The 25,125-nt window shown below is 67.4% G+C and carries 26 protein-coding genes; 9 read left to right on the top strand and 17 right to left on the bottom strand.

The features are described from left to right. The first annotated feature begins 255 nt into the window (after positions 1-255). Positions 256-1,404, top strand: coding sequence for an ROK family transcriptional regulator (locus EZM81_RS07430; protein WP_136645371.1), 1,149 nt, complete (start codon positions 256-258; stop codon positions 1,402-1,404). Between the two features lie 78 nt (positions 1,405-1,482). Here the strand turns inward: EZM81_RS07430 and EZM81_RS07425 are convergent, their stop codons facing one another. Beyond that, positions 1,483-2,403: a DMT family transporter gene (locus EZM81_RS07425; RefSeq protein WP_136645303.1), complete on the bottom strand. Its 921-nt coding sequence runs from the start codon at positions 2,401-2,403 to the stop codon at positions 1,483-1,485. A 75-nt stretch (positions 2,404-2,478) separates the two neighbouring features. Here EZM81_RS07425 and ade point away from each other — a divergent pair, with 75 nt between their 5' ends. From ade to EZM81_RS07405, 4 genes are all read left to right on the top strand, one after another. Continuing rightward, positions 2,479-4,179 carry an adenine deaminase gene (gene ade / locus EZM81_RS07420; protein ID WP_136645302.1) on the top strand — a complete coding sequence of 567 codons (1,701 nt, stop codon included), beginning with the start codon at positions 2,479-2,481 and terminating at the stop codon, positions 4,177-4,179. Between the two features lie 461 nt (positions 4,180-4,640). Next, entirely contained in the window at positions 4,641-6,095 is a 1,455-nt protein-coding gene (locus EZM81_RS07415; RefSeq protein ID WP_248298156.1) for an amidohydrolase family protein, read from the top strand. Next, complete coding sequence (locus EZM81_RS07410) at positions 6,095-6,853, top strand: hypothetical protein (protein WP_248298155.1); 759 nt, start codon at positions 6,095-6,097, stop codon at positions 6,851-6,853. Before EZM81_RS07415 ends, EZM81_RS07410 begins: the two co-directional genes overlap by 1 nt. Positions 6,854-6,921: 68 nt before the next feature. Continuing rightward, complete coding sequence (locus tag EZM81_RS07405; RefSeq protein ID WP_136645300.1) at positions 6,922-7,983, top strand: linear amide C-N hydrolase; 1,062 nt, start codon at positions 6,922-6,924, stop codon at positions 7,981-7,983. A gap of 56 nt (positions 7,984-8,039) precedes the next feature. On the opposite strand, the gene EZM81_RS07400 is transcribed toward EZM81_RS07405, so the two are convergent. From EZM81_RS07400 to EZM81_RS07375, 6 genes are all read right to left on the bottom strand, one after another. After that, a complete protein-coding gene (locus tag EZM81_RS07400; RefSeq protein WP_248298154.1) occupies positions 8,040-9,698 on the bottom strand; it encodes an alpha/beta-hydrolase family protein in 1,659 nt (552 codons plus the stop codon). A 373-nt stretch (positions 9,699-10,071) separates the two neighbouring features. Continuing rightward, positions 10,072-11,535 (bottom strand): aldehyde dehydrogenase, encoded by a 1,464-nt coding sequence (locus EZM81_RS07395; RefSeq protein ID WP_136645298.1) that lies wholly within the window; start codon positions 11,533-11,535, stop codon positions 10,072-10,074. 11 nt (positions 11,536-11,546) lie between these two features. After that, entirely contained in the window at positions 11,547-12,584 is a 1,038-nt protein-coding gene (locus EZM81_RS07390; protein WP_135449850.1) for an LLM class flavin-dependent oxidoreductase, read from the bottom strand. Continuing rightward, positions 12,581-13,501, bottom strand: a complete 921-nt coding sequence (locus EZM81_RS07385; RefSeq protein ID WP_136645297.1) for a flavin reductase family protein — start codon at positions 13,499-13,501, stop codon at positions 12,581-12,583. The genes EZM81_RS07390 and EZM81_RS07385 overlap by 4 nt, the downstream gene beginning before the upstream one ends. After that, a complete protein-coding gene (locus EZM81_RS07380) occupies positions 13,498-14,295 on the bottom strand; it encodes an alpha/beta fold hydrolase (protein WP_135449852.1) in 798 nt (265 codons plus the stop codon). Before EZM81_RS07380 ends, EZM81_RS07385 begins: the two co-directional genes overlap by 4 nt. Beyond that, positions 14,267-14,869, bottom strand: a complete 603-nt coding sequence (locus EZM81_RS07375) for an amino acid synthesis family protein (protein ID WP_136645296.1) — start codon at positions 14,867-14,869, stop codon at positions 14,267-14,269. Before EZM81_RS07375 ends, EZM81_RS07380 begins: the two co-directional genes overlap by 29 nt. Positions 14,870-14,964: 95 nt before the next feature. Here EZM81_RS07375 and EZM81_RS07370 point away from each other — a divergent pair, with 95 nt between their 5' ends. Further along, complete coding sequence (locus EZM81_RS07370) at positions 14,965-15,642, top strand: GntR family transcriptional regulator (RefSeq protein WP_136645295.1); 678 nt, start codon at positions 14,965-14,967, stop codon at positions 15,640-15,642. A gap of 52 nt (positions 15,643-15,694) precedes the next feature. Here the strand turns inward: EZM81_RS07370 and EZM81_RS18410 are convergent, their stop codons facing one another. The 6 genes from EZM81_RS18410 to EZM81_RS07340 all read right to left on the bottom strand — a co-directional run bounded on the left by EZM81_RS18410 (position 15,695) and on the right by EZM81_RS07340 (position 20,319). After that, on the bottom strand, positions 15,695-16,054 hold the full coding sequence (locus EZM81_RS18410; RefSeq protein ID WP_136645294.1) for a hypothetical protein: 360 nt from the start codon (positions 16,052-16,054) through the stop codon (positions 15,695-15,697). Positions 16,055-16,293: 239 nt separating this feature from the next. After that, the gene (locus EZM81_RS07360) at positions 16,294-16,683 is read right to left on the bottom strand and encodes a hypothetical protein (protein ID WP_136645293.1); all 390 of its coding nucleotides are present in this window, start codon (positions 16,681-16,683) and stop codon (positions 16,294-16,296) included. Between the two features lie 272 nt (positions 16,684-16,955). Further along, on the bottom strand, positions 16,956-17,462 hold the full coding sequence (locus EZM81_RS07355) for an SH3 domain-containing protein (RefSeq protein WP_136645292.1): 507 nt from the start codon (positions 17,460-17,462) through the stop codon (positions 16,956-16,958). Then, positions 17,459-19,414: a serine hydrolase gene (locus EZM81_RS07350; RefSeq protein ID WP_136645291.1), complete on the bottom strand. Its 1,956-nt coding sequence runs from the start codon at positions 19,412-19,414 to the stop codon at positions 17,459-17,461. The genes EZM81_RS07355 and EZM81_RS07350 overlap by 4 nt, the downstream gene beginning before the upstream one ends. Positions 19,415-19,423: 9 nt before the next feature. Further along, positions 19,424-19,636: a DUF1127 domain-containing protein gene (locus EZM81_RS07345; RefSeq protein ID WP_135449857.1), complete on the bottom strand. Its 213-nt coding sequence runs from the start codon at positions 19,634-19,636 to the stop codon at positions 19,424-19,426. A gap of 32 nt (positions 19,637-19,668) precedes the next feature. Further along, positions 19,669-20,319: a pyridoxamine 5'-phosphate oxidase family protein gene (locus tag EZM81_RS07340; RefSeq protein ID WP_135449858.1), complete on the bottom strand. Its 651-nt coding sequence runs from the start codon at positions 20,317-20,319 to the stop codon at positions 19,669-19,671. A gap of 78 nt (positions 20,320-20,397) precedes the next feature. On the opposite strand from EZM81_RS07340, the gene EZM81_RS07335 reads away from it, so the two are divergent. Beyond that, on the top strand, positions 20,398-21,834 hold the full coding sequence (locus EZM81_RS07335; RefSeq protein ID WP_169052328.1) for a PLP-dependent aminotransferase family protein: 1,437 nt from the start codon (positions 20,398-20,400) through the stop codon (positions 21,832-21,834). 96 nt (positions 21,835-21,930) lie between these two features. After that, positions 21,931-23,031, top strand: a complete 1,101-nt coding sequence (locus EZM81_RS07330; protein ID WP_136645289.1) for an acyltransferase — start codon at positions 21,931-21,933, stop codon at positions 23,029-23,031. A gap of 16 nt (positions 23,032-23,047) precedes the next feature. Here the strand turns inward: EZM81_RS07330 and EZM81_RS07325 are convergent, their stop codons facing one another. The 4 genes from EZM81_RS07325 to EZM81_RS07310 form a co-directional block, all read right to left on the bottom strand. Next, positions 23,048-23,659 carry an MSMEG_1061 family FMN-dependent PPOX-type flavoprotein gene (locus EZM81_RS07325; protein WP_136645288.1) on the bottom strand — a complete coding sequence of 204 codons (612 nt, stop codon included), beginning with the start codon at positions 23,657-23,659 and terminating at the stop codon, positions 23,048-23,050. Next, entirely contained in the window at positions 23,656-24,252 is a 597-nt protein-coding gene (locus tag EZM81_RS07320; protein WP_136645287.1) for a DUF1349 domain-containing protein, read from the bottom strand. Before EZM81_RS07320 ends, EZM81_RS07325 begins: the two co-directional genes overlap by 4 nt. 91 nt (positions 24,253-24,343) lie before the next feature. Then, positions 24,344-24,559, bottom strand: coding sequence for a helix-turn-helix transcriptional regulator (locus EZM81_RS07315; protein WP_136645286.1), 216 nt, complete (start codon positions 24,557-24,559; stop codon positions 24,344-24,346). Between the two features lie 10 nt (positions 24,560-24,569). After that, entirely contained in the window at positions 24,570-24,821 is a 252-nt protein-coding gene (locus EZM81_RS07310) for a hypothetical protein (RefSeq protein WP_136645285.1), read from the bottom strand. 37 nt (positions 24,822-24,858) lie between these two features. Here EZM81_RS07310 and EZM81_RS18260 point away from each other — a divergent pair, with 37 nt between their 5' ends. Continuing rightward, positions 24,859-25,062 carry a hypothetical protein gene (locus EZM81_RS18260; protein WP_211195391.1) on the top strand — a complete coding sequence of 68 codons (204 nt, stop codon included), beginning with the start codon at positions 24,859-24,861 and terminating at the stop codon, positions 25,060-25,062. The last annotated feature ends 63 nt before the right edge of the window (positions 25,063-25,125 follow it).

Below are 25,125 nucleotides of genomic sequence, written 5' to 3'. Positions count from 1 at the left end.
CGAACTTTCGCGCAGGCTGTTGCCTGTCCTGCGCCGCAGCCGAGGAAAGCCGATTCCCTTCCTTGCGTCAAGATAATTAAATCACTCTGAATTATTATTGACAGAGTGCCTTTTTCCTAAGCACTCTGCAAAGGGTCCGCCTTCGCTAGCAGAGCCTGTCCCTTGCGACTTCTTGTCGATCCCAGCGCCGATGCCCGCCCCGAGACCCGCCTGGGCCCCGAGGCCGCGGGGCCGCGCGGGTCGAACCAGTCGGGGATGCGGGCCTGGAACGAAAGGTTGGTCCTCAGCCTGGTGCGTCAGCACGGGGCACTTGCGAAATCCGACATCGCGCGGATGACCGGGCTTTCGGCGCAGACGATCGGCGTGATCATGCGCTCGCTGGAACAGGACGGGCTTCTTGTGCGCGGCGAGCCGATCCGGGGGCGGATCGGCCAGCCCTCGGTGCCGATGTCGCTGAATTCGGATGGAGCCTTCTTCCTGGGGCTGAAGATCGGGCGCCGCTCGGCTGATCTGGCGCTGGTCGATTTCCTTGGCCGGGTGCGGGGGGCACGGCGGCGCATCTACCGTTATCCCACGCCCGACGCGGTGCTTGCCTTTGTTGCCGAGGCCCTGCCGGCCCTGATTGCGACGCTGTCGGCCAACCGCCGCGACCGTGTGGGCGGGCTGGGCGTGGCGATGCCCTTCCAGCTCTGGTCCTGGGTGCAGGAGATCGGCGCCCCGCAATCCGAGATGGACGCCTGGCGCGAGCGCGATATCCAGGCTGAACTGGCGGCCCTGTCGGGCCTGCCGGTCTTTGTCCAGAATGACGCGACCGCGGCCTGCGGGGCGGAACTGGTGTTTGGAACCGGCGAAAAGTCCAAGGATTTCCTGTATTTCTACTTCGGCTACTTCATCGGCGGCGGGTTGGTGCTGAACGGCCAGCTTTTCACCGGCCAATTCGGAAATGCCGCGGGCGTGGGCCCGATGCCGGTTCCGGGCCCGGACGGCCGGATGCGGCGGCTGATGACCATGGCCTCGCTGTCGGTTCTGGCGCGGGCGATCGAGGCAGCGGGCGGCGATGCCGAACAGCTGTGGGAACGGCCCGACCACTGGGAGGTGCCGGAAGATGTGCTAGACCAGTGGATGACCAGCGCGGCCGAGGGGCTGGCGAGCGCGATCCTTAGCGCCGCCACGCTGCTGGAGATGCAGGCGGTGCTTATCGACGGCTGGATGCCCGTATCCGTCCGGGCCGAGGTGGTGCGGCGGACGGAAGCTGCCTTCTACCGCCTGGACCTGTCCGGGATCGAGCCACCCGTGATCCGGGAAGGCACGGTCGGGGCCGAAGCCAGGGCCCTGGGGGCTGCGGCGATCCCGCTGGCGCAGCGCTATCTGATCGATCAGAATGCTGCGGTGCGCGAGGCCTAGTAACTGGCCATCGTGGCAATTCATGCCCTTGCCGCGCGCCCGGAGAGAACACGTCGAATGCGCGGAACAAGCGGCCTCTCAGCCCTGCGGCGTCATCGCCTTCCGCTGTCGCGCGCGTTCCAGGCCCAGCTTGCGTTCGCGCCAGATGATGAGGATTCCGGCGGTCACGATCAGTGCCGCACCGCCCAGCATCGGCAGGGTGGGCACTTCGGCAAAGATGAAATACCCGATCGCCAGCGCGAACAGCATGGAGGCATAGTCGAAGGGGGCAACCAGCGAGGCGTCGGCCTCGCGGTAGCTTGAGGTAAGCAGGATCTGGCCCAATCCGCCCAGAAGCCCCGCGCCCACCAGCAGCGTGGCCTCAAGCGGGGTCGGCCAGACCCAGCCGAAGGGCAGGGTGACCAGCGACAGCGCGGTGGCGGTCAGCGAGAAGTAGAAGACGATGGCCGCCGTCGCCTCGGTCTGCACCAGTCGGCGCACGAAGACCTGTGCCAAAGCGGCAAAGACCGCACCGCCAAGCACCAGCATGGCCCCGAAGGCCTCGGCCATGCCGGCGGCATCGGGGGTCAGCGACAGGCGGGGTGCAAGCACGATCAGCACGCCCGTCATGCCCAGAACCACCGCCGAGATGCGGAAGGCCCGCACCTCCTCGCCCAGAAACATCGCGGCGAAGATCACGGTAAGAAGCGGCGCGGCATAGCCGATGGCGGTGACCTCGGGCAGCGGCAGGTAGCCAAGGCCCGCAAAGCCCAGGCCCATGGCCAGCGTGCCCACGATCCCGCGCCACAGGTGGCCCATCGGATTGGCCGTCTTCAACCCCGTGGCCAGTTCCCGCCGCCAGGCCAGCCATGCGACGATTACGGGGATCGCGAAGAGCGAGCGGAAGAACACCGACTGCCCGGCGGGAACATGCGGCGCAGTGGCCTTGATCATCGATGCCATGACGATGAAGACCAGGACAGAGGCGAGTTTCAGGGCAATTCCGCGCAACGGGCGCATGGGAAGGTCCGGGCAGGTCGCGGCATCTTTACGCCGCAGGCGGTTTCAGGTTCCCTGATCGGAAAGGAGAATGCCATGCCCAAAGCGCCGCTTTCCGACAGAATTGATCAGGGCCGGGGTGTCATGCCCGCCGATCTGGTGCTGAAGAGTGGTCGCGTCTTCGACCTGATCACCGGCGATCTTGTCGAAAGCGACGTGGCGATCTGCGGCGATACGATCGTTGGCGTCTTCGGCAGCTACAGCGGCCGACGCGAGATCGACGTGGCAGGCCGGGTGCTGGTCCCGGGCTTCATAGACACACATCTGCATGTCGAATCAAGCCTTGTGACACCGCACGAGTTCGACCGCTGCGTGACCCCGCGGGGCGTGACCACGGCGATCTGCGACCCGCACGAGATCGCCAATGTCTGCGGGGTGGAAGGCATCCGCTATTTCCTTGATTCGGCGGTGCAGCTGGTGATGGACCTGCGGGTTCAGCTATCTTCCTGCGTGCCCTCGACCCACATGGAGACAACCGGTGCGCGGCTTGCCGCGGCCGATCTGGTGCCGTTCATGGACCACCCCAAGGTGATCGGGTTGGCCGAGTTCATGAACTATCCGGGCGTTCTGATGAAGGATCCGGGGTGTCTGGAGAAGCTTCAGGCCTTCCAGGGCCGCCACATCGACGGACACGCCCCCCTGCTGCGCGGCCACGACCTGAACGGCTACATCGCCGCCGGAATCCGCACAGAGCACGAGGCGACCACCTGCGACGAAGGGCTGGAGAAGCTGCGCAAGGGGATGCGGGTGCTGATCCGCGAGGGGTCGGTCTCGAAGGATCTGCACGCGCTGGCCGGGCTGCTGACCGAACGCTTTTCGCCCTACATCGCCTTCTGCACCGACGACCGGAATCCGCTGGACATCGCCGAGCACGGGCATCTCGACCACATGATCCGTACTGCGATTGCGCTGGGGGCGCCGCCCCTCGCGGTCTATCGGGCTGCATCCCTTTCCGCAGCCGAGGGGTTCGGCCTGAAGGACCGTGGGTTGATCGCGCCCGGAAAGCGGGCGGACATCGCGGTGATCGACAGTCTGGAGGGCTGCCATGCCAGCCTGGTGCTGGCTGGGGGCGTCGTAGCCGACGATGCGGCCTTTGCCGCACGGGCAACGACAGCGCCCGTTGCCCGGCATTCGGTGAAGGCGCCCCCGGTCCGTCCAGAACACTTCCGCACCGGCGGCAACCGGGTCGAGACCCCAGTGATCGGCATCCTGCCCGGCAAGATCATTACCGAGCACCTGACCTTCGACATCGCCCCGCAAGACGGCGACAAGCAGCCCGACCTGGCCCGCGACCTGGTGAAGATCGCGGTGATCGAGAGGCACGGGGTCAACGGCAACCGGGCGACGGGGTTCGTCAGGGGTTTCGGCCTGAAACGGGGGGCGATCGGGTCCACCGTCTGCCACGACCATCACAACATCGCCGTGGTCGGGGTGGATCATGCCGACATGGCTCTGGCCGCGAACCGGCTGGGCGAGATCGAGGGCGGCTTTGTCGTGGTCGAGGCCGGGCGGGTTCTGGCCGAACTGCCCCTGCCAGTCGCGGGGCTGATGAGCCTTGGCAGTTTCGAGGAGGTGCGCGAGCAGCTGATCGCCCTGCGCGCGGCGGCGCGGTCGCTAGGGGTCACGCTGGACGAGCCTTTCCTGCAACTGGCCTTCCTGGCCCTGCCAGTGATCCCGCATCTGAAGATCACGGACAAGGGGATGGTGGATGTGGACCGGTTCGAGGTGATGCCCTGATCCGTTGCATCTGAAGCTGGTTCCCTGTTCGGCACCCGGGATCGGATTGACCCGATGTGGTGGTCTATGCCCGGTCCGCGCGAACGCCAGCCCATGCGGGGCCGTGCCGCGGGCACCACGGGCCTGGCCGATCCGTAGCAAAGCGGGGCGAGAAACGACCTTGCCCGGCTCGGCCCTGTTGCGGGAATTTCTGGCCGACCCCCTTGGAACGTGCCGCCGCCGACGGGTCAACGTGGCCTGGTCCGGCCAGGCGCGCAGTAGCGGCCATGCCGCACCCCCTGCGAATGTGGTGTCGCAAGTTGCCTGACGGCTGGCCGATGGCTGTGTCACCCATTCCGGGCCGCCTGGAACCCGCCATCACCAAAAAATGTCGGCGCGGGCAGGAAAACGGTTGCCCGACAACGGGATCAATTTAGCATTAACGCAACTTTTACTTCGGGAAAGGAATTGTCCGTATGTGCATGGCGTGTTGCGAAGCGATCGAAACCGGGGCTGCGTCGATCAATCCCTGTCTTTGCGGCGCGCCCGAGACACAGGCGGCCATGCACCGGATCGAGGCGGATATTTCCCGCCGTCAGTTCCTTGGCGGAAGCGCCGCCGTGATCGGCATGTTTGCGGGCTTCGGCCTTGCCCCGCGCGAGGTGCGGGCGCAGACGCCGGGGCGCCCGACGGTGCTGACTAATCTGCGTTTTTTCGATGGTTCCACATTGTCCATGCAGACCGGTCGCGACATCGTGATCGAAGGCGGCCGAATTACCGGCCTTCCTGCGGCAGGCACCGGCCCTGCGGACGCCGATGTGATAGACTGCGGCGGCCGGTCGGTGACGCCGGGCCTGATCGACTGCCACTGGCACGCCACGCTGGTCAGTGTCAGCCAGATAGCGGCACTGACCCAGGACATCGCCTTCGTTCATCTTGTCGCCGGGCAAGAGGCGGGCGCGACCCTGGCGCGCGGCTTCACGACCGTGCGTGACACGGGCGGTCCGGTCTTCGGGCTGAAACTGGCCATCGACAGCGGCGTTGTGACCGGCCCGCGCATCTTTCCGTCGGGTGCGATGATCTCCCAGACCTCCGGGCATGGTGATTTCCGGCTTCTGAATACCCTGCCCCGGATGCCGGGCGATGCGCCGGACTACACCGAAAGGACCGGGGTTGCCGCCATCGCCGATGGTGCGGACGAGGTTCTGCGCCGCACCCGCGAGCAACTGATGAAGGGGGCCAGCCAGATCAAGATCATGGCGGGTGGCGGGGTGACATCGATTTACGATCCTCTCGACACCGCCCAATTCCTTCAGGAGGAAATGGAGGCCGCCGTGCGCGCCGCTGCCGATTGGGGCACCTATGCCTGCGCGCATGTCTACACGCCCGAAGGCATCCAGCGATCGCTGCGGGCCGGGGTCAAATCGATCGAGCATGGCCAGTTGGCGGACCTCGAGTCGGTGCGGATGATGCGCGAGGAAGGGGCATGGTGGTCGATCCAGCCGTTCCTTCAGGACGAGGATTCGAACCCTCGCAGCAACCCCGTCCAGCAGCAGAAGGCCGAGGAGGTTGCGAAGGGTACGGTGCGGGCGTTCGAGATGGGGCGGTCCGAAGGTGTCAACATGGCCTTCGGAACCGATATCCTGATGAACCCCGGCGCTTCGCAAAGCCAGGGGCGCCAGCTTGCCAAGCTGGCGCGCTTCATGTCTCCCCTGGAGGCGCTCGCCATGGCCACGGGCAAGGCCGGAGATCTTCTTGCCCTTTCTGGCCCCCGCGACCCCTATCAGGGCCGTCTCGGCGTCATTGCCGAAGGGGCCCATGCCGACATTCTCGTATGGGATGGCGATCCCGAAACCGACCTCGCCTTCCTCGGAGATCCCGCAAACAACCTGCGCCTCATCATGAAGGGCGGGCGCGTGTTCAAGGAGACCCTGTGATGCCCCGGAAACCGAGTAATTCTCTTGCCTCGCTGGTTGCAGGTTGCATGCTTGCCGGTGCTGCAACCTTCGCCCCGATGCCCGCCGCAGCGGAGGACTGGTCGGGTCAGGTCACGCTTTATGGCTGGGGTGCCGGCGTCACCGGTGACTTCACGCCGTTCACCGACGGGCCGACACTGTCCTTCGACAAGTCGCTGTCCGAGGTGCTTCAGGATCTTGATGGCGCGTTCTTCGTCACAGGGCTTGCCCGACGCGGCGACCTGGTGCTCTTCGCGGACTTCACCTACTCGGCCTCGTCCCGCGAAGGTCTTCTGCCGCCGGTCGGTGCGCCGGCCTCGGGAGAGGTGACGATCCGGTCCCTGACGCTGGCGGCAGGGCAGCGTTTCGACGTAGGTGGCGGGACGACAGTGGATGCCATGGGAGGTCTGCGCGCCTGGCGCCTGGACGGTCAGGTTTCGGTTCCGTTGGTGGGGATCAGAATCGCACCGACGGCCGATTTCGTGGATCCGATCCTTGCCCTCAGGGTCAACACCCCGCTTGCCGACCGCTGGTCCCTGCTGGGGTATCTTGACCTGGGCGGTTTCGGGGTGGGGTCGGATCTCACCTATCAGGTGGCAGTGACCGCAAACTATCAGATGAATGACAGTCTCTATCTCTCTGTCGGCTGGCGCCACCTTTACATCGACTATTCCGATGGCGGAACCGTGTTCAAGGGTTCCATGACGGGGCCGCTGCTCGGCGCGACCTGGAGGTTCTGAGAGATTGGGGCAAATCAGCAGGGGCGACTGAGGCCAGCCCCTTTTTCCAAAAGAGTCGGGAGGTCCGAATGTATTGGTTTGCGCGATCTGCCGTCGCCATGGCCGCTGCGGTGATCATGGCCGCGGCCCCCGTGGCCGAAGCCTGCACCCGTGCTGTCTATCTGGGCCCCGAGGGTCGCATCCTGACCGGGCGCAGCATGGACTGGAAACTGCCGATGGTCAGCAATCTCTGGGCCTTTCCACGGGGTATTGTGCGTAATGGCGCGGCGGGTGATCGTTCGGCGGAATGGACCGCGAAGTACGGAAGCCTTGTGGTATCGGGCTATGACATCGCGACCGCCGACGGCATGAACGAGGCGGGCCTTGTCGTGAACCTTCTGTGGGAGGTCGAGGCCACCTATCCCGAGGACGATGGCGTGACGCCGCGCATCTCGCTCTCTGTCTTTCCGCAGTTTCTGCTTGACCGCTATGGCACCGTGGCCGAGGCGGTGGCCGACCTGCGCGCCAACCCGGTTCTGGTCCAGGGGGGCGAGGTTCCGGTCGGGCCGCCGGGAAAGGCCGCAACGGTGCATGTCTCGATGTCTGATGCGACGGGGGACAGTGCGATCATCGAGTTCGTCGATGGTGAGATGGTGATCTGGCATGACCGCAGCTATCAGGTGATGACCAACGAACCGACCTATGATCGACAGCTGGCGATCCGCGAGTACTGGCAGGGGGTGAACCCGCGCGAGTTCATGCCCGGCACCGTCCGCGCCACCGACCGGTTCGTGCGCGCCAGCTTCTACATCAATGCTGTGGAGCAGAGTGCCGACGCCCGCGTGGCGGCGGCTTCGGTGTTCAGCGTAATCCGGCAGGTGTCAGTTCCCTGGGGCATCAGCATCGCCGAGCAGCCGAACCTGTCCACGACCCGTTGGCGTGTCGTCGCAGACCAGCGGGATCTGCGCTATTATGTCGAGTCAGTGACCTCGCCCAGCGTCTTCTGGGTCGATCTGGCAAAACTCGACCTGTCGGAAGGTGCGCCGGTCAAGAAGCTGGATCTGGGTGTCGACATGGAGCGGATCCTTGCGGGCGAATCCTCGGCCAGTTTCGAGGCGGCCGCGCCCTTTGCCTTTCAGCCGTCAGACTGATCGTCTGCCCTTGCTCCCGAAACCCCGTGAGTCCCTCGTGGTCATGGGCGTCTTGCCTAGCGCGGAACTAGCCCGTCGAGGTGGGCGATCAGCCGGGCCTCGTCCTCGACCGTCCAGCCTGGCGGGTCCAGCGTCGCAGCCCAGGCAGGTATGTAATGGCGGGCCATGTAGTCGTGCCCGTAACCCAGGGTGCCCACGGCGAAAGCCATGTCCAGACCCACCTGAAGCAGGGTGACCAGCGGAAGCCAGCGCATGCGCGGCGACAGGTCGGGCGCGCGATCCCCGGCAAGCCAGTCCGGCCGCGACCAGGCGAGCGACCAGTCGAAGAACACGATCGGATCGCTGCCGTATTGCAGGAACACGAAACGCATCGGGCCCCAGTCGGTCTGGAACCTGTCCAGACCTCCGTCCTGGTTCATCGTGCGGATCAGCGACCCGTTGCCGAAGGCCGGTCGCCAGGCCGGGCTGCCGGCGTTGCGGCGGGTCTGCACCATCCGCCAGAACTCGCTGAGATAGGGCGACCCGGTCCAGAGTGCGCCCTGGATCGGATCGGCGTAAAGATCGAGCAGCGGCACTGTTTCCTGCGAAAGGAAGGCTCCCAGGCTGAGGCCGTGCAGGTAAAGCCTGGGCCGTTTCCCGGCGGGCAGGGTGGTCCAGTGGCTATAGACGATGTCGAATAGGGCCTGCGCCTCGGCCACACCCTTCCGTGGGTCCACGACCACCGAAACAGGGCTGGGCAGATAGGAATACTGCACCGCCACTGTCGCCACGTCGCCGCGGGTGATATAGTCGAGCGTATCCATCCCTCCGGGGTCCAGCCAGCCGGACCCGGTCGGCATCGCGACGACCAGCACCGACCGGTCGAACCCGCCCAGTCGGGCCAGTTCGTCGAAGGCAAGCCGGGCCCGGGCTTCGGGCGTGTCGGCTGCGTTCAGCCCGATATAGACACGGATCGGCTGCATCGCCGGCTTGCCCCAGAAGGCAGAGATGGCGTCAGCGTCGGGTCCGGTTGCCACGAAACTGCGTCCCCAGCGGCCCATGTCCTTCCATCTGAGCGGCGAGCCGGGGCCGCCGGCGACCAGTGGAGAGGCTGGGGCGTCAAGATCGGGCGGTATCAGACTGTCGGCCAGCCGCGCCGTGTTGTCGAGGCCGCGCAGCAGCCCGCGCACGGCTATCCCGTCGATCACGGCGGCAAAGACGGCCAGCGCCACCAGAATGCCCGCGACATGCGCCAGTCTTGGGGGCAGGACCCTTCGGCTACGCCGCTGCCAGCTGGCGGACAGCATCAGGAACACCCTGGCCAAGGCCAGCAGGGCCAGGAAGACGGCCAGAGCAATCAGCGCAACCCGCAGCGGTGCTGTCGCCTGTACGGGCGGCAGGTTCCAGGCGTCATGGATCGACTGTTGCCATTCCGCACCCTTCCACAGGCAAAGCGCCCCGACGCCGCCCCCCAGCAGCAGCATGCCCCGCCGCACCGATGGTGCCAGGTCTCGCGGTGGCATCTGCCCCAGCCAGATCACTGATCGTGCAAGGCCCCACCACAGAAGATAGCCGACTGCAGCGACGACCCCGCCAAGAATGCCCTGCATCTCGGGCGCGCGCGGCACCATCGAGGGCGTGATCGACAGGCCGAACAACAGCGCCGCAATCAGAAGTCCTGGCGCGGACAATGGCGCAAGAAAGGGCGGTCTGGCAGAGGCGGGGGTGTCCGGCACGAGGCGAAGGGCTCCTTCTGCAAGTGTGCAGTTCCTGTCCGGGGCTGGTCGCGATCCTGACGCCGTATCGCTTGCCCGGGTTCCTTCCTGCATAGGGGCATCGTCGGGCCGCTGCTGTCTAGGGGGAAGCTGCCGCTGCGGCAGGGGGAGCATCGAGGTCCGACCTGGTCGCCACGGGCTTCGTGCCGACCAGGATGCGCGTGGCCTCTACCGGGATGGGGGCCGAAGCAGATCCGGCCATGCATGTGGGTGCGACGCTTGTCGGCATGGGTGCGGGTCAGCGCCGGGGCGGCTGCCCCGGCCAAGTGCCGCCCCGGACAGGGACGGATCGCTGTCTTCCGCCGCCTTGCTGCCCCGCCGCCCGGGCAGTGGTTCAGCGCATCACGAAGGGATCGGGGATCGGATCGTCCGACGTCCTTAACCAGACCGTCTTGATCGTCGTGTAATCCAATGCCGCCGCCATCCCGCCTTCGCGGCCGTGGCCCGATAACCCATGTCCGCCGAAGGGCGCGATGGGCGACACGGCGCGGTAGGTGTTGACCCAGACGATCCCGGCGCGGATGCCACGGATCATGCGGTGGGCGCGCGTCAGGCTGCGGGTGAATACGCCCGAAGCAAGGCCGTAATCGGTGCCGTTGGCCATGGCCAGCGCCTCGTCCTCGGTGTCGAAGGTCACGACGGACAGGACCGGGCCGAAGAATTCCTCGTGAAGCGCCGGTGCCTCGGGGGCGTCAGAGCAATCAAGGATCGTCGGTGGAAAGAAGAAACCTGGGCCATCCGGCGCAACCCCGCCGGCCACCACCCGCGCCCCCGCCGCGACTGACCGTTCGACCAGGCGCACGATGCGGTCACGTTGCCGGGCCGTACACAGCGGGCCGACCTCGGTCTCCATCCGATCCGGCGCGCCGATGGCGACGGCCCCGGCCTTCGCGATCAGCCGGGCCAGCATCGGCTTCTTCACGCTCCGCTGCACCAGCAAGCGCGATCCCGCGACGCAGCTTTGCCCGCTCGCGGCGAAGATCCCTGCGACCTGGGCATTGGCCGCACTGTCCAGATCGGCATCATCGAACACGATGAAGGGTGACTTGCCGCCCAGTTCCAGCGAGGTGCGGGCAAGATTCTCGGCCGAGGCGCGCAGGATGTGCCGCGCGGTCTCGGGCCCGCCGGTGAAGGCGATGTGCGCGATCTTGGGGTGGGTGGTCAGCGCCTGTCCTGCTTCGGGCCCACCGGTCAGGATATTGACGACGCCGGGCGGAAAGCCGGCCTCATGCACCAGGCGGGCGAATTCCAGCAGCGGCGCCGGCCCGTCTTCGGATGCCTTCAGAACCACCGTGCACCCGGCAGCGAGGGCAGGCCCCAGCTTGACCGCAGAGAGGAAGAGCTGACTGTTCCAAGGCACGATGGCTGCGACCACGCCCACCGGTTCGCGGCGCAGCCACACCTCCATGTCGGGCTTGTCGATGGGCAGATGCGCGCCTTCGATCTTGTCGGCGAGACCGGCGTAATAGCGGTAATATTCAGCGACATAGGCGATCTGGGCTGATGTTTCGCGGATGATCTTGCCGGTGTCGCGGGTTTCCAGCGCCGCCAGACGCGGGGCGGCGGCCTGCACCAGATCGGCAAGCCGGTACAGAAGCTTGCCGCGCGCCGTCGCGGTCATCGTTGCCCAGGGGGCAGAAAGAAAGGCCCGGTGCGCCGATGTAACCGCACGATCCACGTCATGGGCCGAGGCAAGCGGCATTTCGGCCCAGGGGACGCCCGTCGCGGGATCAAGGCTTGCGAAACTGTCCTTCCCGTCCTCGAACTGCCCGTCGATGTAATGCTGGAACCGTTCCATGACCGGCCCCCTCAGGCAAAGGCCGGCATCACGTCGCGGATCATCCGCTGAAGCGAGGCCTTCTTGCGTTCGAAGCTCATGCCCGAGTCAATCCAGAAGCTGAATTCGTCATAGCCGAGTGCCTCGTAGGATTTGAGGCGGGCGATCACTTCGTCCGGCTCGCCGATGATCTGGTTGCGGCGCATTGCGGCGGCGGAATAGACGGGATGGGCCGCGATCTCATCTTCGGTCAACTCCTGGATCAGGCCCTGCTGGATCGGGCGCTCGTTCTTGAACCAGGCGCCGAAATAGCAATAGAACCGGGTCATTTCTTCGGCGGCGGTGCGTGCATCGGCCTCGTCCGATGCGACGTAGGCGTGGCGCAGGACCATGATCTTCGGCCGCGGTACCTCGGGGTGGGCGGCGCAGGCTGTGTTGAATCGCTCCATCAGGCTGACGACCTCATCGTCGCCCAGATGCAGCGGCGTGACCTGGACATTGCACCCATTAGCCACGGCAAAGTCATGGCTGCTCGGATCGCGCGCGGCGACCCAGATCGGCGGCCCGGGCTGTTGGGCCGGCTTCGGCGTCGAGGTCGTCCGGGGAAACTGCCAGTATTGCCCGTCATGCGCATAGTCGCCCTGCCACAGCGCCTTGACGGCCGGGATAAGCTCGCGCATCCGGCCGCCTGCGTTCCAGGCGTCAAGTCCGGGCATGAGCCGTTCATATTCGAAGCTGTAGGCGCCGCGCGCAATGCCAAGCTCGAGCCTTCCGTCCATGATGATGTCGGCCATGGCCGCTTCGCCCGCAAGCCGGATCGGATGCCAGAACGGCGCGATCACCGTGCCGGTGCCAAGGCGGACGTTCTTCGTGCGCCGTGCCAGATCGACAAGGTTAAGCAGCGGGTTCGGCGCGATGGTGAAGCTCATGCCGTGGTGTTCGCCCGTCCAGATGGCATGCATCCCACCCTCGTCTGCGATGTGGCACAGTTCGATCATTTCGTCATAGAGCCGCCGCTCGTCATCCTTGGCCGAGACGCGCTCCATATGGATGAAAAGCGAGAATTTCATGCTATCAGCCCCTCTGAGCCGCGTTGCACACGCCCGGTTTCGTGCGTGCCGAAATAGATACCGTAGTTGCCCAGGCGCGATTCCCCGGCCAGCCGTTCCAGCATGATGCGCAGCGCCGGGTCCGTGATGTCCGAGACCCCGTCGCAGGACAGTTCCACGAAGGCGCCGCGCTTCGGCTGCGACAGGACAGTGGGGCAGCGCAAGGCAATATGCTGGGTGCCCAGCCTGCTGTCCTCATAGACCGCATAGATCATGCCGGCCTCTGCCTGAAGGCCAAGGCCGTCGATCAGGTCCATCAGCGTGGCCTGCACGCCCCTCGGTCCGACCTTAGCCATCGGCACCGAAAGGCCGCCGCGTCCGTCATCGACCAGAAGCACCCGGCCCTCGGCCTCCAGAATGGCCGAGATCACGACATCCGGCCCTGCCGGCATCTGCGCCGCAGTTGCAGCCTGGGTGACATAGGCACCGCGATAGTAGCCAAGGCCAGGGTGGGAGGTGGCCTCGAAGGCCCCGATCAGCCCGATCAGGATGCTGTGGTCGCCCGCCGGGATCACCTGGTGCAGCGTACAGTCGAACCAGGCCGAGGCACCGGCGATCAGCGGAAAGCCGACAGGGCCGCGCCTCCAGTAAACCCCGGCGAAGCGGTCGTCAGAGGGGCGGGCAAAGGTGGCGGAAATATCCTTCTGGTTCTCGGACAGGATATTTACCGCAAAGCCTGCGCCTTTGGTAAAGCTTGCCCGATTGGCCGAACTGTTCGCGATCGACACCAGCAGCAGCGGCGGATCAAGCGATACAGAAGCAAAGGAATTCGCGGTAAAGCCCAGAGGCCGCCCGTCCTGGTCAAGCGTCGTGACGACCGTGACGCCGGTCATGAAACAGCCGAAGGCATCGCGCAGCGCGCGGGGAGAAGGGGTCATGCCGCAGCCTCCTTCTGTCCGGTGGCCAGCCACTCAATCAAGGCCAGGTTTACCGCCTCGGGGGCGGTCAGGGGTACCATGTGGCGGTGACCTTCGATCACGACGGCCCGCCCCCTTGGTGCGGCCGTGGCGATCTGGCGGGCCATTTCGGCGCTGGAATTCGCGTCGCCATCGGCAGTCAGCACCAGAAGTGGCCGCCTGATCAGGCCGATCCGGTCGGCGTAGATCGAATCCCCCGTGGCAAAGGCGCGATAGGCCGCGGCATAGCCTGCCTGCGGCACCGACCGCAGCCAGCCGGCCACACGCGTGCGCAGGCGGCCGTTTTGATCCCCGAACCAGCGCGACAGCGGCCCGTCGATGCCGCCGCGCCCGACCGCGATCTCCTCAGCCCGCGCCAGAACCGCGGCCCGGGCCTCGGGCGTCCGGCGGAAGACGGGGCACAGCAGGGCGGCGCGCGTCAGAAGGTCGGGACGTTCGACCGCAAGACCCATGGTGATCAGGGCACCCATCGAATGACCGGCGACCGCGATGGGGCCTCCGATGGACTCTGCCAGTCGGGCGGCCCAGGCGACATAGTCCGGCAGGTCGGGCAGGATTGCCAGCGCGTCGCTTTCGCCATGGCCCGGCAGGTCGGCAGCGATCACGCGGTGCGTGGCCGAAAGTGCGGCGATCTGAGGCTCCCACACCTCGGCCCGCAGGCCTACGCCGTGAAGAAGAAGGACCGGCGGTCCGGCGCCGTGGTCCAGCACGCGGACGGCGCGGCCGTCAGACAGCCGCAGGGTTCGAGACGTCATGGCCAAGGTCCCTGAGATCCTGGTAGCGGTCACCGATCCGGTGATGCGGCCGCCCCCCGGTCGAGGCGCCCAGAGCGACGACGATCTCGTCCGCGGCCGGCGCGTCGGGGATCGAGAAGTGTACGGTCTGATAATGTGACCTGCGGCCTTCGTCGTGCTTGTCCATAAGGGGGATCATTACGGGGCAGTTTGCCGGCCCGCGCACGTTGGTGAAGGCAAGGTAGGTTCTGGCCCCGACCGCCTGCCGGTAATGATTGCCGAAGCGCAGGGTATGGATCAGCGCATTGGCATGTTCCAGCTCGCCCGACAGGCCGACGACTGCGGCCTTGCCGTAGCCTTCCACCCGGTTCCCTCCTCCGGCGGCCTCAAGGATCATGCCGGTCAGAAGCTGGCCCAGTTCGGGCGCGATCTGGTGGATCTCGGGCTTCAAGTCCTCGACAAAGCCTCGGCCGGCCCACGGGTTTCGCAGCACCGCGGCCGCGGCGATCAGCTTAAGCGGCACAGGTGCGGCGCGACCGCCTTCGATCAGAAGCGTCTCGACGAAAGTGCATGTCTTGCGAATCTGTGCGGGCATGTGGGTCTCCGATCTTGCTGCGAAGCTTGGTATACCAGAATACCATCTGTCAATATCCCTTGCGGCGGTGCCCGATTGACCCGTAGAGTGCAAGAATGAACGACACTCTGGATCTTCGCATCAACCACGCGCCGACCACCCTGCGGGAACTGGCGGTCGGCCGGCTCAGGCAGGCGATCGTCGAGGGGCGGTTTCCCGGCGGGCACCGTCTGGTCGAGCGGACGCTTTGCGACCAGTTGGGCGTGTCGCGGTCTGTCGTGCGCGAGGCGATCCGCTACCTGGAGGCCGAGGGGCTGGTCGAGATCCTGCCGCGTGTCGGCCCGGTCGTCGCCACGCTGGACTGGCCACGCGCGCGCCAGATCTACGACATCCGCCGCCTGCTCGAGGCAGATGCCGCCGCCGCCTGCGCCCGGCGCGCAGATGACAGCGTGAAGCAACGTCTGCGATCTGCCCTTGCCCGCATAAGGGCGGCTTTCGCCGGTGCACCTCCGGCAGAACTTCTGGCGGCGACGACCGCGTTCTACGAGGTGATCTTCACCGCCGCAGGGCACGACATCGCCTGGGAGATCGTCCAGCGGCTGAACGGACGGATCTCCAGGCTTCGGGCGTTGACCCTGGCCAGCAGCGACCGCAGCACCTCGGGTCAGGCGCACATGGAACGGATCTGCGACGCGATCTGTTCCGGCAACGCGGCGGCGGCTGCAAGGGCCGTGGACGACCATCTGCGCGACGCCGCCGAGGTTGCACGCAAGAGCCTGGGGGCTGCGGAATGACCGGCTGCCGGATTGCGCGTGACGGCCGGGCCTGTCCGGAACGAGTTCGATATCAAGTGCTTGCCTCCTGGCCGATGCCCGGCGCCGCTGCCGTTTCCGCGCCGGTGGCGAGCAGGGCCCCGGCCAGGTTCAGCGCATTGTCGGGCCAGTATTCCTGCGGGCAGGGATGGCAGATGCTGGGGGCCGCGACGGGGCGGCACGACAGTGCGGCGTTGTGCAGCGGCGGTGGGATCGCCTTGCGCCCCTGACAGGCAAGCAGCGCGACACCACGCGGTTGTGCGTGAGCGGTGTAGCTTTGCCGCAGGTGATCAGGTCGCAGCCGGCACCGGATGATCGCCGCGCCCCGGACGCAGCAAGCCGGCCGAGATGGCCGATCTCCGGCGACCGGAAAGGAAGCCCGCTGTCCCGTCATGAGGGCCCACCCCCAGATGTCGCTGCCCGAGGCAGGATGGCCCTGGTCTTTTGGCCGGGGAAGCCGTAGGCATCCAGGCCGGGCAGGCGGTCCTTCAGGGCCAGCGTGACTTCCGTGTCGATCGGGGCCGTCTTCGATCCGCAGCCTCTTGGACCGACGGGGCGATGGAACTCGGCCCTTATGATGGCGCTGGCCGCCCGAACGGCCTCGATCATGGCAGGAGGGCAGCAGGTTCTGGTTCAGGCTGCATCATGATTTCCTCGCTTGATCGTATAGCGTTCATGCAGACCGTTGCCGGTGCCCGGCTGGATCCGCCGGGATTTTTGTTTCTGCTCTGCTCGTGGGACGGAAGACAGATGCAATATGCCGCGGGTTCCCACCGGGCGCTGTCGGGGAAGTGGGCCGGTTCCACCACAGTGCCAGGGCAAGTGAAGGCCGCCGCCAAGGTCGACCGCGCCAATTGCTACCACTGCAAGGTCTTCCGCCGGCACGCGAGGGAGAGCGACTATCGACTTCTGCTCGAGAGGGCACTCCTTGAAATCGACCCGGACCGAGGCAGCCAACATGTGCGGGATGCACTGCTGCCGCTCGAGGCGATCTGCCGCGCGCAGCAAGCGGTGCTCAGCCACGGTGCCTTGTCCGCGGTTCAAGAGTGGCGGGGCCACGGACCTTTGTCGGAGTGGGCCAGGCACGCCTGTAGCAAGGTCGATACGGTCTATCCGGACAAGATCAGGCTTGACGGTGGGATCCCTGATCCACCCCTCCTTTTCGCAGACCGGTACTCATCCGGTCCGTGCCGGGGATACCAGGAAGATCGACCGTGGTGCCGCTGCGGACCCGAACCCGAATGTGCGCCGTGCGCAAACCCGGCGAAGCTGCCGCAGGGCCGCAAGGAGCGTCGTCACTCGTTGGACAGCAGGTCCGACAGGCGCACCCAGCCTTCCCATCCACCCTGTCGGATCTTCTGCCAGCCCGCCACCTGGTAGGGTAGCAGGGCGATGTCGCAGCCTTGCGGGGCCAGCCGGGTCAGCGCGCGCGACTGTTCGGCGGGCCAGGCCCGCAGCGCCACGGCCTGCCCCGGCCGCAGGCAGTTTGTCCCTGGCGATACCGCCGCGATGAAGCGGCGGTGCGCCCAGCCGGCATGGTGGCCATCCTCCACCGGGCACCAGTTTCCTCGGCAGCTGGCCGTCACGATCAGCCCGCAGCGTGCGTAAGGCAGACGGGTCACCACCCGATGCCCGGCTCCCGGGCCTGCGCGCAGGTTCAGCGGATCGTCTGGCGCGACGCCTACGACGCAGTGTTCGGCACCGGGCCGCATCGGGTCGGCATGGGCGGGGGTCACCAGCCAGGCGAACGCCATCGGCGCAAGAACGACAAGCAGCAGACCAGACTTTCCGGCGGTCATCATTCGACCCTCTCGAACAAATATTGCGCAGCGCCTTCGCCGAAGGTGAGCGTTCCCTTCGCCGCATCGAACGCCAGCGGCATGGTGAAGAGCGGCCCCTCCCAGACGATCCAGCGGCCGGGTCGGGCCGGGTCCGGCCGGATCTCGCCCGCCATCTCGGCGATGTCGAAGATCAGCCGGTCGCCCGCGCGGCGCAAGGAGACCTCGCCCAGCACGGGCGAGCGATACCGTCCCTCGGCCGCCGCTGCCGTTTCGGCGGGAACCGGCTGGACCGCCGCCCAGTCGGATGCGCGGCGGTCGGCCTCGGCGCGGGCGAGCAGCGCGCCCGCGTGATGATCCTGCGGCAGGTCGAACAGCAGTTCCAGGAACCGCGCCCGGACCGCCTGCACGAAGTCGTTGGCCCGCCCCGCATTGGTCAGGATCACGATGCCCGCCCCGGCCTCGGGCAGGAAGGCAAGGTCGCTCGTGAAGCCGAAGGTGTTGCCGCCATGGTGGATCAGGCGGTGGCCGCGCCAGTCCTCGACGAACCAGCCAAGGCCATAGGATATCGTGGCGCTGACCGGCACCTGCGGCGTGGTCAGATGCGCGAGGCTTTCGGGCGAGACGATGCCGTTCCCCTCGCCGATGGCCAGCAGCGCCTGAAGATAGCGCGCCATGTCGGCCCCGGTGGACCAGTGCGCCCCCGCCGGGGCCACGGGCAGCAGGGCGGCTTCGGTCTCGACCGGCAGGATGGCCCGGATGCCCGCCCCATGCGGCGCATGGGGCATGGCGTGGTCGGGGTCGGCCATGACCGCGACGAAGTCGAGCGTCGAGCGCGTCATGCCGAGCGGCGCGAACAGGCGGTCCTCGATCGTGCGGGCATAGCCCGCATCCAGCCCGCCCCATGCGGCCCTGTCGGCCGCCGCGGCAACCCAGCCACCCGTAGCCACGAGCTGGTTGGAATACTGGAACGCCTCGCCGAAGCCGGTGAAGAATTCGAATTCCGACAGCGAGCCAATCACCGCCTCGGCATCCAGGTCGCTGGCGTGGAACAGGAACTCCATGTCACGCCGTGGCACGCCTGAACAGGCGCAGACGAGGTTCTGCACGGTGATCGTCGCGGAGAGTTCCGGGTCGGCCACGGCAAAGCGCGGCAAGAGGTCCTGCACCGGACGGTCCCAGGACAGGCGCCCCTCCTCGACCAGCCGCGCCATCAGAAGGGTCGTCATGCTCTTGCCGACCGAGCCGATCATCATCCGGGTCTGCGGCGTCACCGGATCGTCCGACCCCCGGGCGCGCAGGCCGAAGCCCGAGAGCATCCGCACCTCGCCCCCCTGCACCACGGCGACGACGGCGCCTGGCACGTCGAAGCGGCCGAGGTTCTCCTCGACATAGGCAGAAAGCGCGGCGAGGTCTGCGGCCTCCAGCGCGGCGGGGGACAAACCGGCAAGCGTTTCGGTCACCGCATCCGCGGGACGGAACCCCGTCACCGCGATGTTGACCTGCGCGCCGCGCCGGTCGAGCGCGGCCATCGCGCCGCGGATCAGCGTGACATGCATACGGCCGCCGTGGCTTTCGGCGACGGCCTGCCGGAAGATCCCGTCTTCCGCCGGATAGACGAAGGCCGTCGCGGCCTCGAACCCAGGGCGCGGGGGGGCGGGGACGATGGCTTGCGGGGCGGGGGCAGTCTCGCCCGCGGCGGTCCAGGCGGCGGCGATGGCCTCGGCCGGAACGTTCATGTCGGACAGGCCGAACCACAGGGCGATGTCGCCCTCGGGGCTGGTCAGGCGCACGAGGGGCCCGGCATCGTCGCGCTGCCATCCCTCGGGCGCGACCAGCGAGAAGCGGCCTGCGGGGTCGGTTCGTGGGCGCATGGGGGTTTCCTCGGCAAGGGTGGCCACCGGCAGTGCGGCAAGGGCCGCACCGGCGAGGCAGACTGGGATCAGGCATCGGGTCATCGCGGAAAGCCTCTTCATCGGACGGCCTCAGCGCGCGGCCATCAGGAAAAGACGCGCAGCGACCTCGTGCGGCTCCAGTGGTCGTTCCGCCAGGGGCGGCAGGCCGATATCGGCGCGCAGGTGGTCGTCCAGATGGGCGGTCTCCGACCGAATTCGGATCTGGCGCCGGAAGGCCGCGATGATCTGGCGCAGGGATCGGAGTCGCGAGGTTCGCGCGCGGGACGGAAGGACAAGGGTCATGGGAGGAAGGCCTTGAAATAAGGTTCGGATGGTCAGAGTGCAAAGCGCGCGCGGGCACGGCTGATCGAGGGCGGCTCGGCCAGGCCCTCGGGGGTATGGGCATCGGCAACGCCGCGGCCGAGCGCCGTGACGACCGGCACCACCCCGCCCCAGAGGCAGAGGGCGTGGTCGCCCGCGTCGTCGGCCGGCGGTCCGCTGCGGACCTTGGCGCAGGCGGCCTCGACGGCCAGGGCGATGACGCCGGTCGCCTTGCGCTCCTGCGCGGTCATCGGGCGGATTTCCGCGGAACGGCCGGGCAGCAGATGCTCGGTGATCGCCTGCAGGGCGGTGTCCAGTTCGTCGGTGTCGGTCACCGCCCGGCCCGTGCCGTGGACGACTGCAGAGCGGTAGTTGACCGAATGGTGGAACCCCGACCGCGCCGCCACGATCCCGTCAAGAAGCGTGACGGTCATGGTGAGCGCCGCACCCTCGGCCAGCTTCACGATCCGCGCCTTGGAGGCACCGTGCAGCCAGATGCAGCCGGGGCCGCGGGCATAGGCCATGGGCATCACCATCGGCCGCCCCTCGGCGACGAAGCCGACATGACCGACCAGCCCGGCATCGAGGATCGCGTGGACGGTCGCCTCGTCATAAAGGGCGCGCTTGCCGTTGCGGGCGCGGTTGAAGCGGGGTTGGTCGGTCATGGCGCAACTTCCTCTGTCGGACGGGCGCCTTTTGCCGCATGATCCTGCCCCATGGAGGAGCCAGTAGCGGGGGATTTCATGGAACCAGTCGTCCTTGCCAGCCTCGTGACGCTCGACCCGGACGGGGCGGAGACACTGGTCGCACAGCTCTATCGCAGCATCCGCACGGCAGTGCTGGACCGGCGGCTTGTGCCGGGCGAGGCGCTCCCCTCGTCCCGCGCGGCCGCGGCCCTTCTGGGCGTGGGGCGCAACACGGTGAACGCCGCCTACGAACTTCTGGCGGCCGAAGGCGTGATCGAGGTCCGTCCCGGCGCATCGCCGCGCGTGGCGGCATTGGAGGTCGGCAGGGCGCCGGGGGCGGTCGCCCCCGTCCGCCTGTCGCAGCGCGCCGGCATGGCCGCCGTCATCCTTCGGCGCGGTCTGGCCGAGGGGCGGCTGGCCCCCGGTTCGCCCGATCCGGCGCTGTTTCCCGCCGATGCCTGGGGGCGGGTGCTGCGGCGCGCCGCGCGCCACCGGCAGGACGGGGCCGAGGGCTATGCCCATTTCGAAGGCTTGCCCGAGCTGCGGCAGGTGCTGGCCGACCAGCTGCACCGCCACCGCGGCCTTGTCTGCGCGCCCGAGGACATCGTCGTGACCCCAGGCACACAGGCAAGCCTGATGATCGCCGCCGCCGCCTTTGCCGATCCGGGCGAGGTCGCACTGGTCGAAAGCCCGGGCTACATCAGCGCCCGGGCGACGTTCCAGGCGGCAGGGCTGACCTGCCGGGCGCTGCCCGTGGATGCCCGCGGCGCCGACCCCGCGCGCGCCGAGATGGCCGGGGCGCGGCTGATCTACGTCACCCCTTCGACCCAGTATCCGACCGGCGTGCGGATGCCGATGGCCCGCCGTCTTGCCCTGCTGGACGCCGCCCGCGCCATCGGCGCCGTGATCGTAGAGGACGACTACGACAGCGAATTCGTCTGGGAAGGGCGCGGCATCGCGGCGCTCGCCGCACAGCCGGACGCGGGTCATGTGGTATATCTGGGTAGTGCCGCCAAAAGCCTGCTGCCGGGCCTGCGCATCGGCTGGATGGTGGCGCCGCCGGGATGCGCCAAGGCGCTCTGCGCCGTGCAGCGGCGGCTGGGCCTCGCGGCGAATGTCCATGCCCAGGCGGCGCTGGCCGAGTTCATGGCGCAGGGTGCCTGGCGCGCGCATGTCGCCGCGATCTCGTCCGCCTATCGTGAGCGCCTGGGGTTCGTGGGGGCGGCCCTGACCGAGGCGCTGGGCGACCGGGTGCAGCTGTCCACCCCCGACGGCGGCCTGCAACTGACGGCCCGCCTGCCGGAGCTCACCGACGACGGGCCCTTGCGCGCCGCCCTGAATGCTGCGGGCTATGCCGTGTCCTCATTGTCGGACTACTTCATTGACCGGCCGGAACAGGGCCTCGTCATCGGCTTCGGCACCGCGACCGAGCGTGATGCCCGCCGCTTTGCCGCGGCGCTTACCCGGCTTCTGGAGGCCCGCGACCAGCCCTGACCGGCGGGCGGCCCCTTGAGATTGTCGTGAACTGGTTCTGTTCGCAGCTTCGGTTGCGGTGCATGAACCGGGCCAGTCAACAAGCCGAGCGAAACCATGACCGACGAAAGCGCAGACAAGCCTACCTGTGCCCGACCGCGCGCCGTCTGGATCGACCGGCTGCGCACGGTCCTGACCCTGCTGGTGATCCTGCACCACGCCGCGATCACCCACGGCGCAAGCGGCAGCTGGTTCTTCAGGGCGACCGAGACGACGAACCTGCCGTTGACCTTCCTTGCCGCCGTGAACCAGGCCTTCTTCATGGGGCTGTTCTTCCTGATCTCGGGTGCGCTCGCACCAGTATCGTTGGAGCGCAAGGGGGCGACGGCCTTCCTCGGCGATCGCGCGATCCGCCTCGGGGTGCCGGTGCTGGTGTTCGGCTTCCTCATCGGCCCGCTGACCGTCGCGCTGGCATCGGCACCCGTGGGCGAGATCCTCGCGGACACGGCCGCACGGATCCTGCGCGGCAGCTTCATCCTTGGCCTGCTTTGGTTCCCGGCGGCCTTGCTGGTCTTCTCGGTCGTGCTCGCCGTTTGGCCAGCGCACGGTGTCGCCGTCGGCCCCGTGCCGCCCTTCGCAGAATGGCTCGCCATCGCTTTCGGCACAGGCCTCGCGGCCCTGCTGATCCGGCAGGCCGTGCCGGTGGGCTTCACGTTTGCGGACTTCCAGCTGGGATATTTCGCCTCCTACATCGTGCTCTTCGCCGTGGGAGTGCAGGCCGGTCGGAACGGCTGGCTCGATAGGCTGCCACGCCGCAGCCTGTGGCTGGCGATGACGGTGGGGCTTGTTGCGCTGCCGATCCTGCCGGTCGCGCTGCTGTCGACCGACGCGCCCCGGTTCGAAACCGGCTTCACGCCTGCCGCCATCGTCTATGCCTTCTGGGAGCCGCTCGTGGCGCTCGGCGCCATCGCCGCGCTGATCTGCTGGAGCCAGCTCAGGGGCGAGCATGCGGCCCACTTCTGGCACAAGGCGGCGGCCAACAGCTATTGCGCCTTCATCCTGCATGCGCCGATCCTTGTGGCCGTCAGCCGTGCCCTTGATGCCGTCGGCACGCCGGGCGCCGCGGCCTTGCCCATATCCGTGGCTGCAACGGCGACCATTGCCTTCGGCATGGCAGCAGGGCTGCGCCGCTCCGCCCTGCTGCGGCGGGTGGTCTGAGGGGCTTTGGGTCAATTCAGTAAAGATCGCGCTGCCGTTCCGCATAGCCGTCGTTCTCGGCCGCGGCAGAACGGCGCCCTGCGGTCGCGGCGGCAAGAAAGTCGCCCACCGTAGGCACGACCGCGCGGGAAACCTGCGCCGCGGCCTTCCACAAGGCCGCGCGGGTGATCGAGCGGGCGCAGTGGTAGAACACCTGACGCACCTCGATTTCCAGGATCGTGGCTGGAAGCGTCCCCGCGATTGCGAAGCTTCGGGCAAGGCTCTCGTCGCGCAGGATGCGCGCCATGCCCTGGACGCGCAGCGTCTCGCCGATGCCGGGGATCAGGAACATCAGGCCCACACGCGGGTCTGCAAGGATGTTGCGCAAGCCGTCGATCCGGTTGTTGCCGCGCCGGTCCGGCAGCAGCAGGCGGCGGTCGCCCACGACCCGGCAGAAGCCCGGAGGATCGCCGCGCGGGCTCGCCTCGGGTCCAAGAGGACCGTTTGTTGCAAGGATCAGGAAGGGCGAGGCTGCGATGAAGGCGCGGGCAGGATCCGTCAGGTGATCCGTCACCTTGTCACGCGCCACCGGCAGGACGGGGCCATACAGGGCCTGAAGCGCGGCCGGATCCGTGATTGTCTCGCTCATGCAGCAGGGCTTTCGTCATGCAGCGCCTTGGCCACGGCGGGTCCCAAGGTGAATTCCGTGAACCGGGCGCTGAAGCCCGCACGCTCGGGCGAACAGGCCGTCGGCCCGACTCGCGCTGGCCCCGGCGGGAATGGGGTCACGCGCAGAAGCTGCCAGTGGTTTGCAGCGTTGCGCGCCTGGATCACCACGGCGCCACCCGTCCGTGTCATCCGCAGCCGTTGCGGCCCCGGTTCCGCCCCGAGCGCCAGCGTGGACCAGTCTGAAGCCCCTCGCGTGACCACGACCGAAAGGTTCGCGACCCCGTCTGACAGTTCGATCCCGGCCTTGATCCAGTGGGCATCATCCTGCCGGAGCATCAGACCGGCCTGGTCGTAAAGCGCACGATAGTCACCCTCGAAGCCGACATGGGCCGTGAAATCCCCCATCACCGGCACCAGGAAGGCGTGACCGCTGTCGCGCCGGAAGCCGTAAAGCGTATCGCGCCAGAAATCCGTGCCCTCTCCGGTCTCGAGGGTCAGCGCCTCGGGTGTCCGGTCCCAGGCGGGCGGCGGGTTCAGCCAGGTGGCTGCATCGAGCGCGTCCAGTCCGGTCATGTCAGGCCTCCTTCCGTCAGCGTCATGCAGATCAGCGGCAGCGCACGCCGTTCGCCGTTGGTGTCGCGTGGCTTGCAGATCGGGCGTGGTTTCATGCGTCGTTCTCCGGCAGGTATTCCAGCAGGTCGCCCGGCTGGCAGTCGAGGGCCCTGCAAATGGCGGCAAGGGTTTCGAACCGCACCCCCTTCACCTTGCCGGACTTCAGAAGCGACAGGTTCTGCTCGGTGATGCCGATGCGTTCGGCCAGTTCCTTCGACTTCATCTTCCGGCGGGCCAGCATCACATCCAGTGTCACGTTGATCGGCATGGGCCGGCCCTCAAACGATCTGTGCGTTGTCTTCGGCGATCAGCGCGGCCTCGGCCATGACCCAGCCGACCGTCAGGATCAGCAGGCCGGCGACCGCAAGCATCGCATGCGCCGGATCGGCCGACAGCGTCAGCGCGCGGCTTCCGGCCGGGTTGCGCCAGGTCAGCAGAAGCGAGGTTACCCCGGAGGCTGCAAGCTGCGCAGGCAGGACCAGCGCAAAGGCAAGACCGATGCGGAACAGCCGACGACCCGTTTCGGGCACGAGGATTGCCCCCCCCTGCAAAGGCCGCAAACAGTCGGTGCGCCTGCCAGAGCGAGCAAAGAAGAAGGCCCATCACCATATGCGCCAAAACGAAACCGCCGATCAGCGCGGTTGTCGTCAGGTCGTGCGGGGTACCAGCGGGCAAGAGCATCGCAGCGCTGCGTTCCAGTGCGGGCCGGTCAATCCAGAGCAGCAGGTCGAGCAGGAGGATGAGCGCCATGAAGACCAGGGCCAGGCGTGACAAGATGCGGGACAGGCGCTGCACGCGCGCCAGGGGTTGCGATTCGATCATGGCAGGACTTCT

Origin of the sequence: Tabrizicola sp. YIM 78059 (assembly GCF_004959785.1) — a bacterium.
GTDB lineage: Bacteria > Pseudomonadota > Alphaproteobacteria > Rhodobacterales > Rhodobacteraceae > Tabrizicola > Tabrizicola caldifontis.
This window is presented reverse-complemented; position numbering and strand designations above follow the sequence as displayed.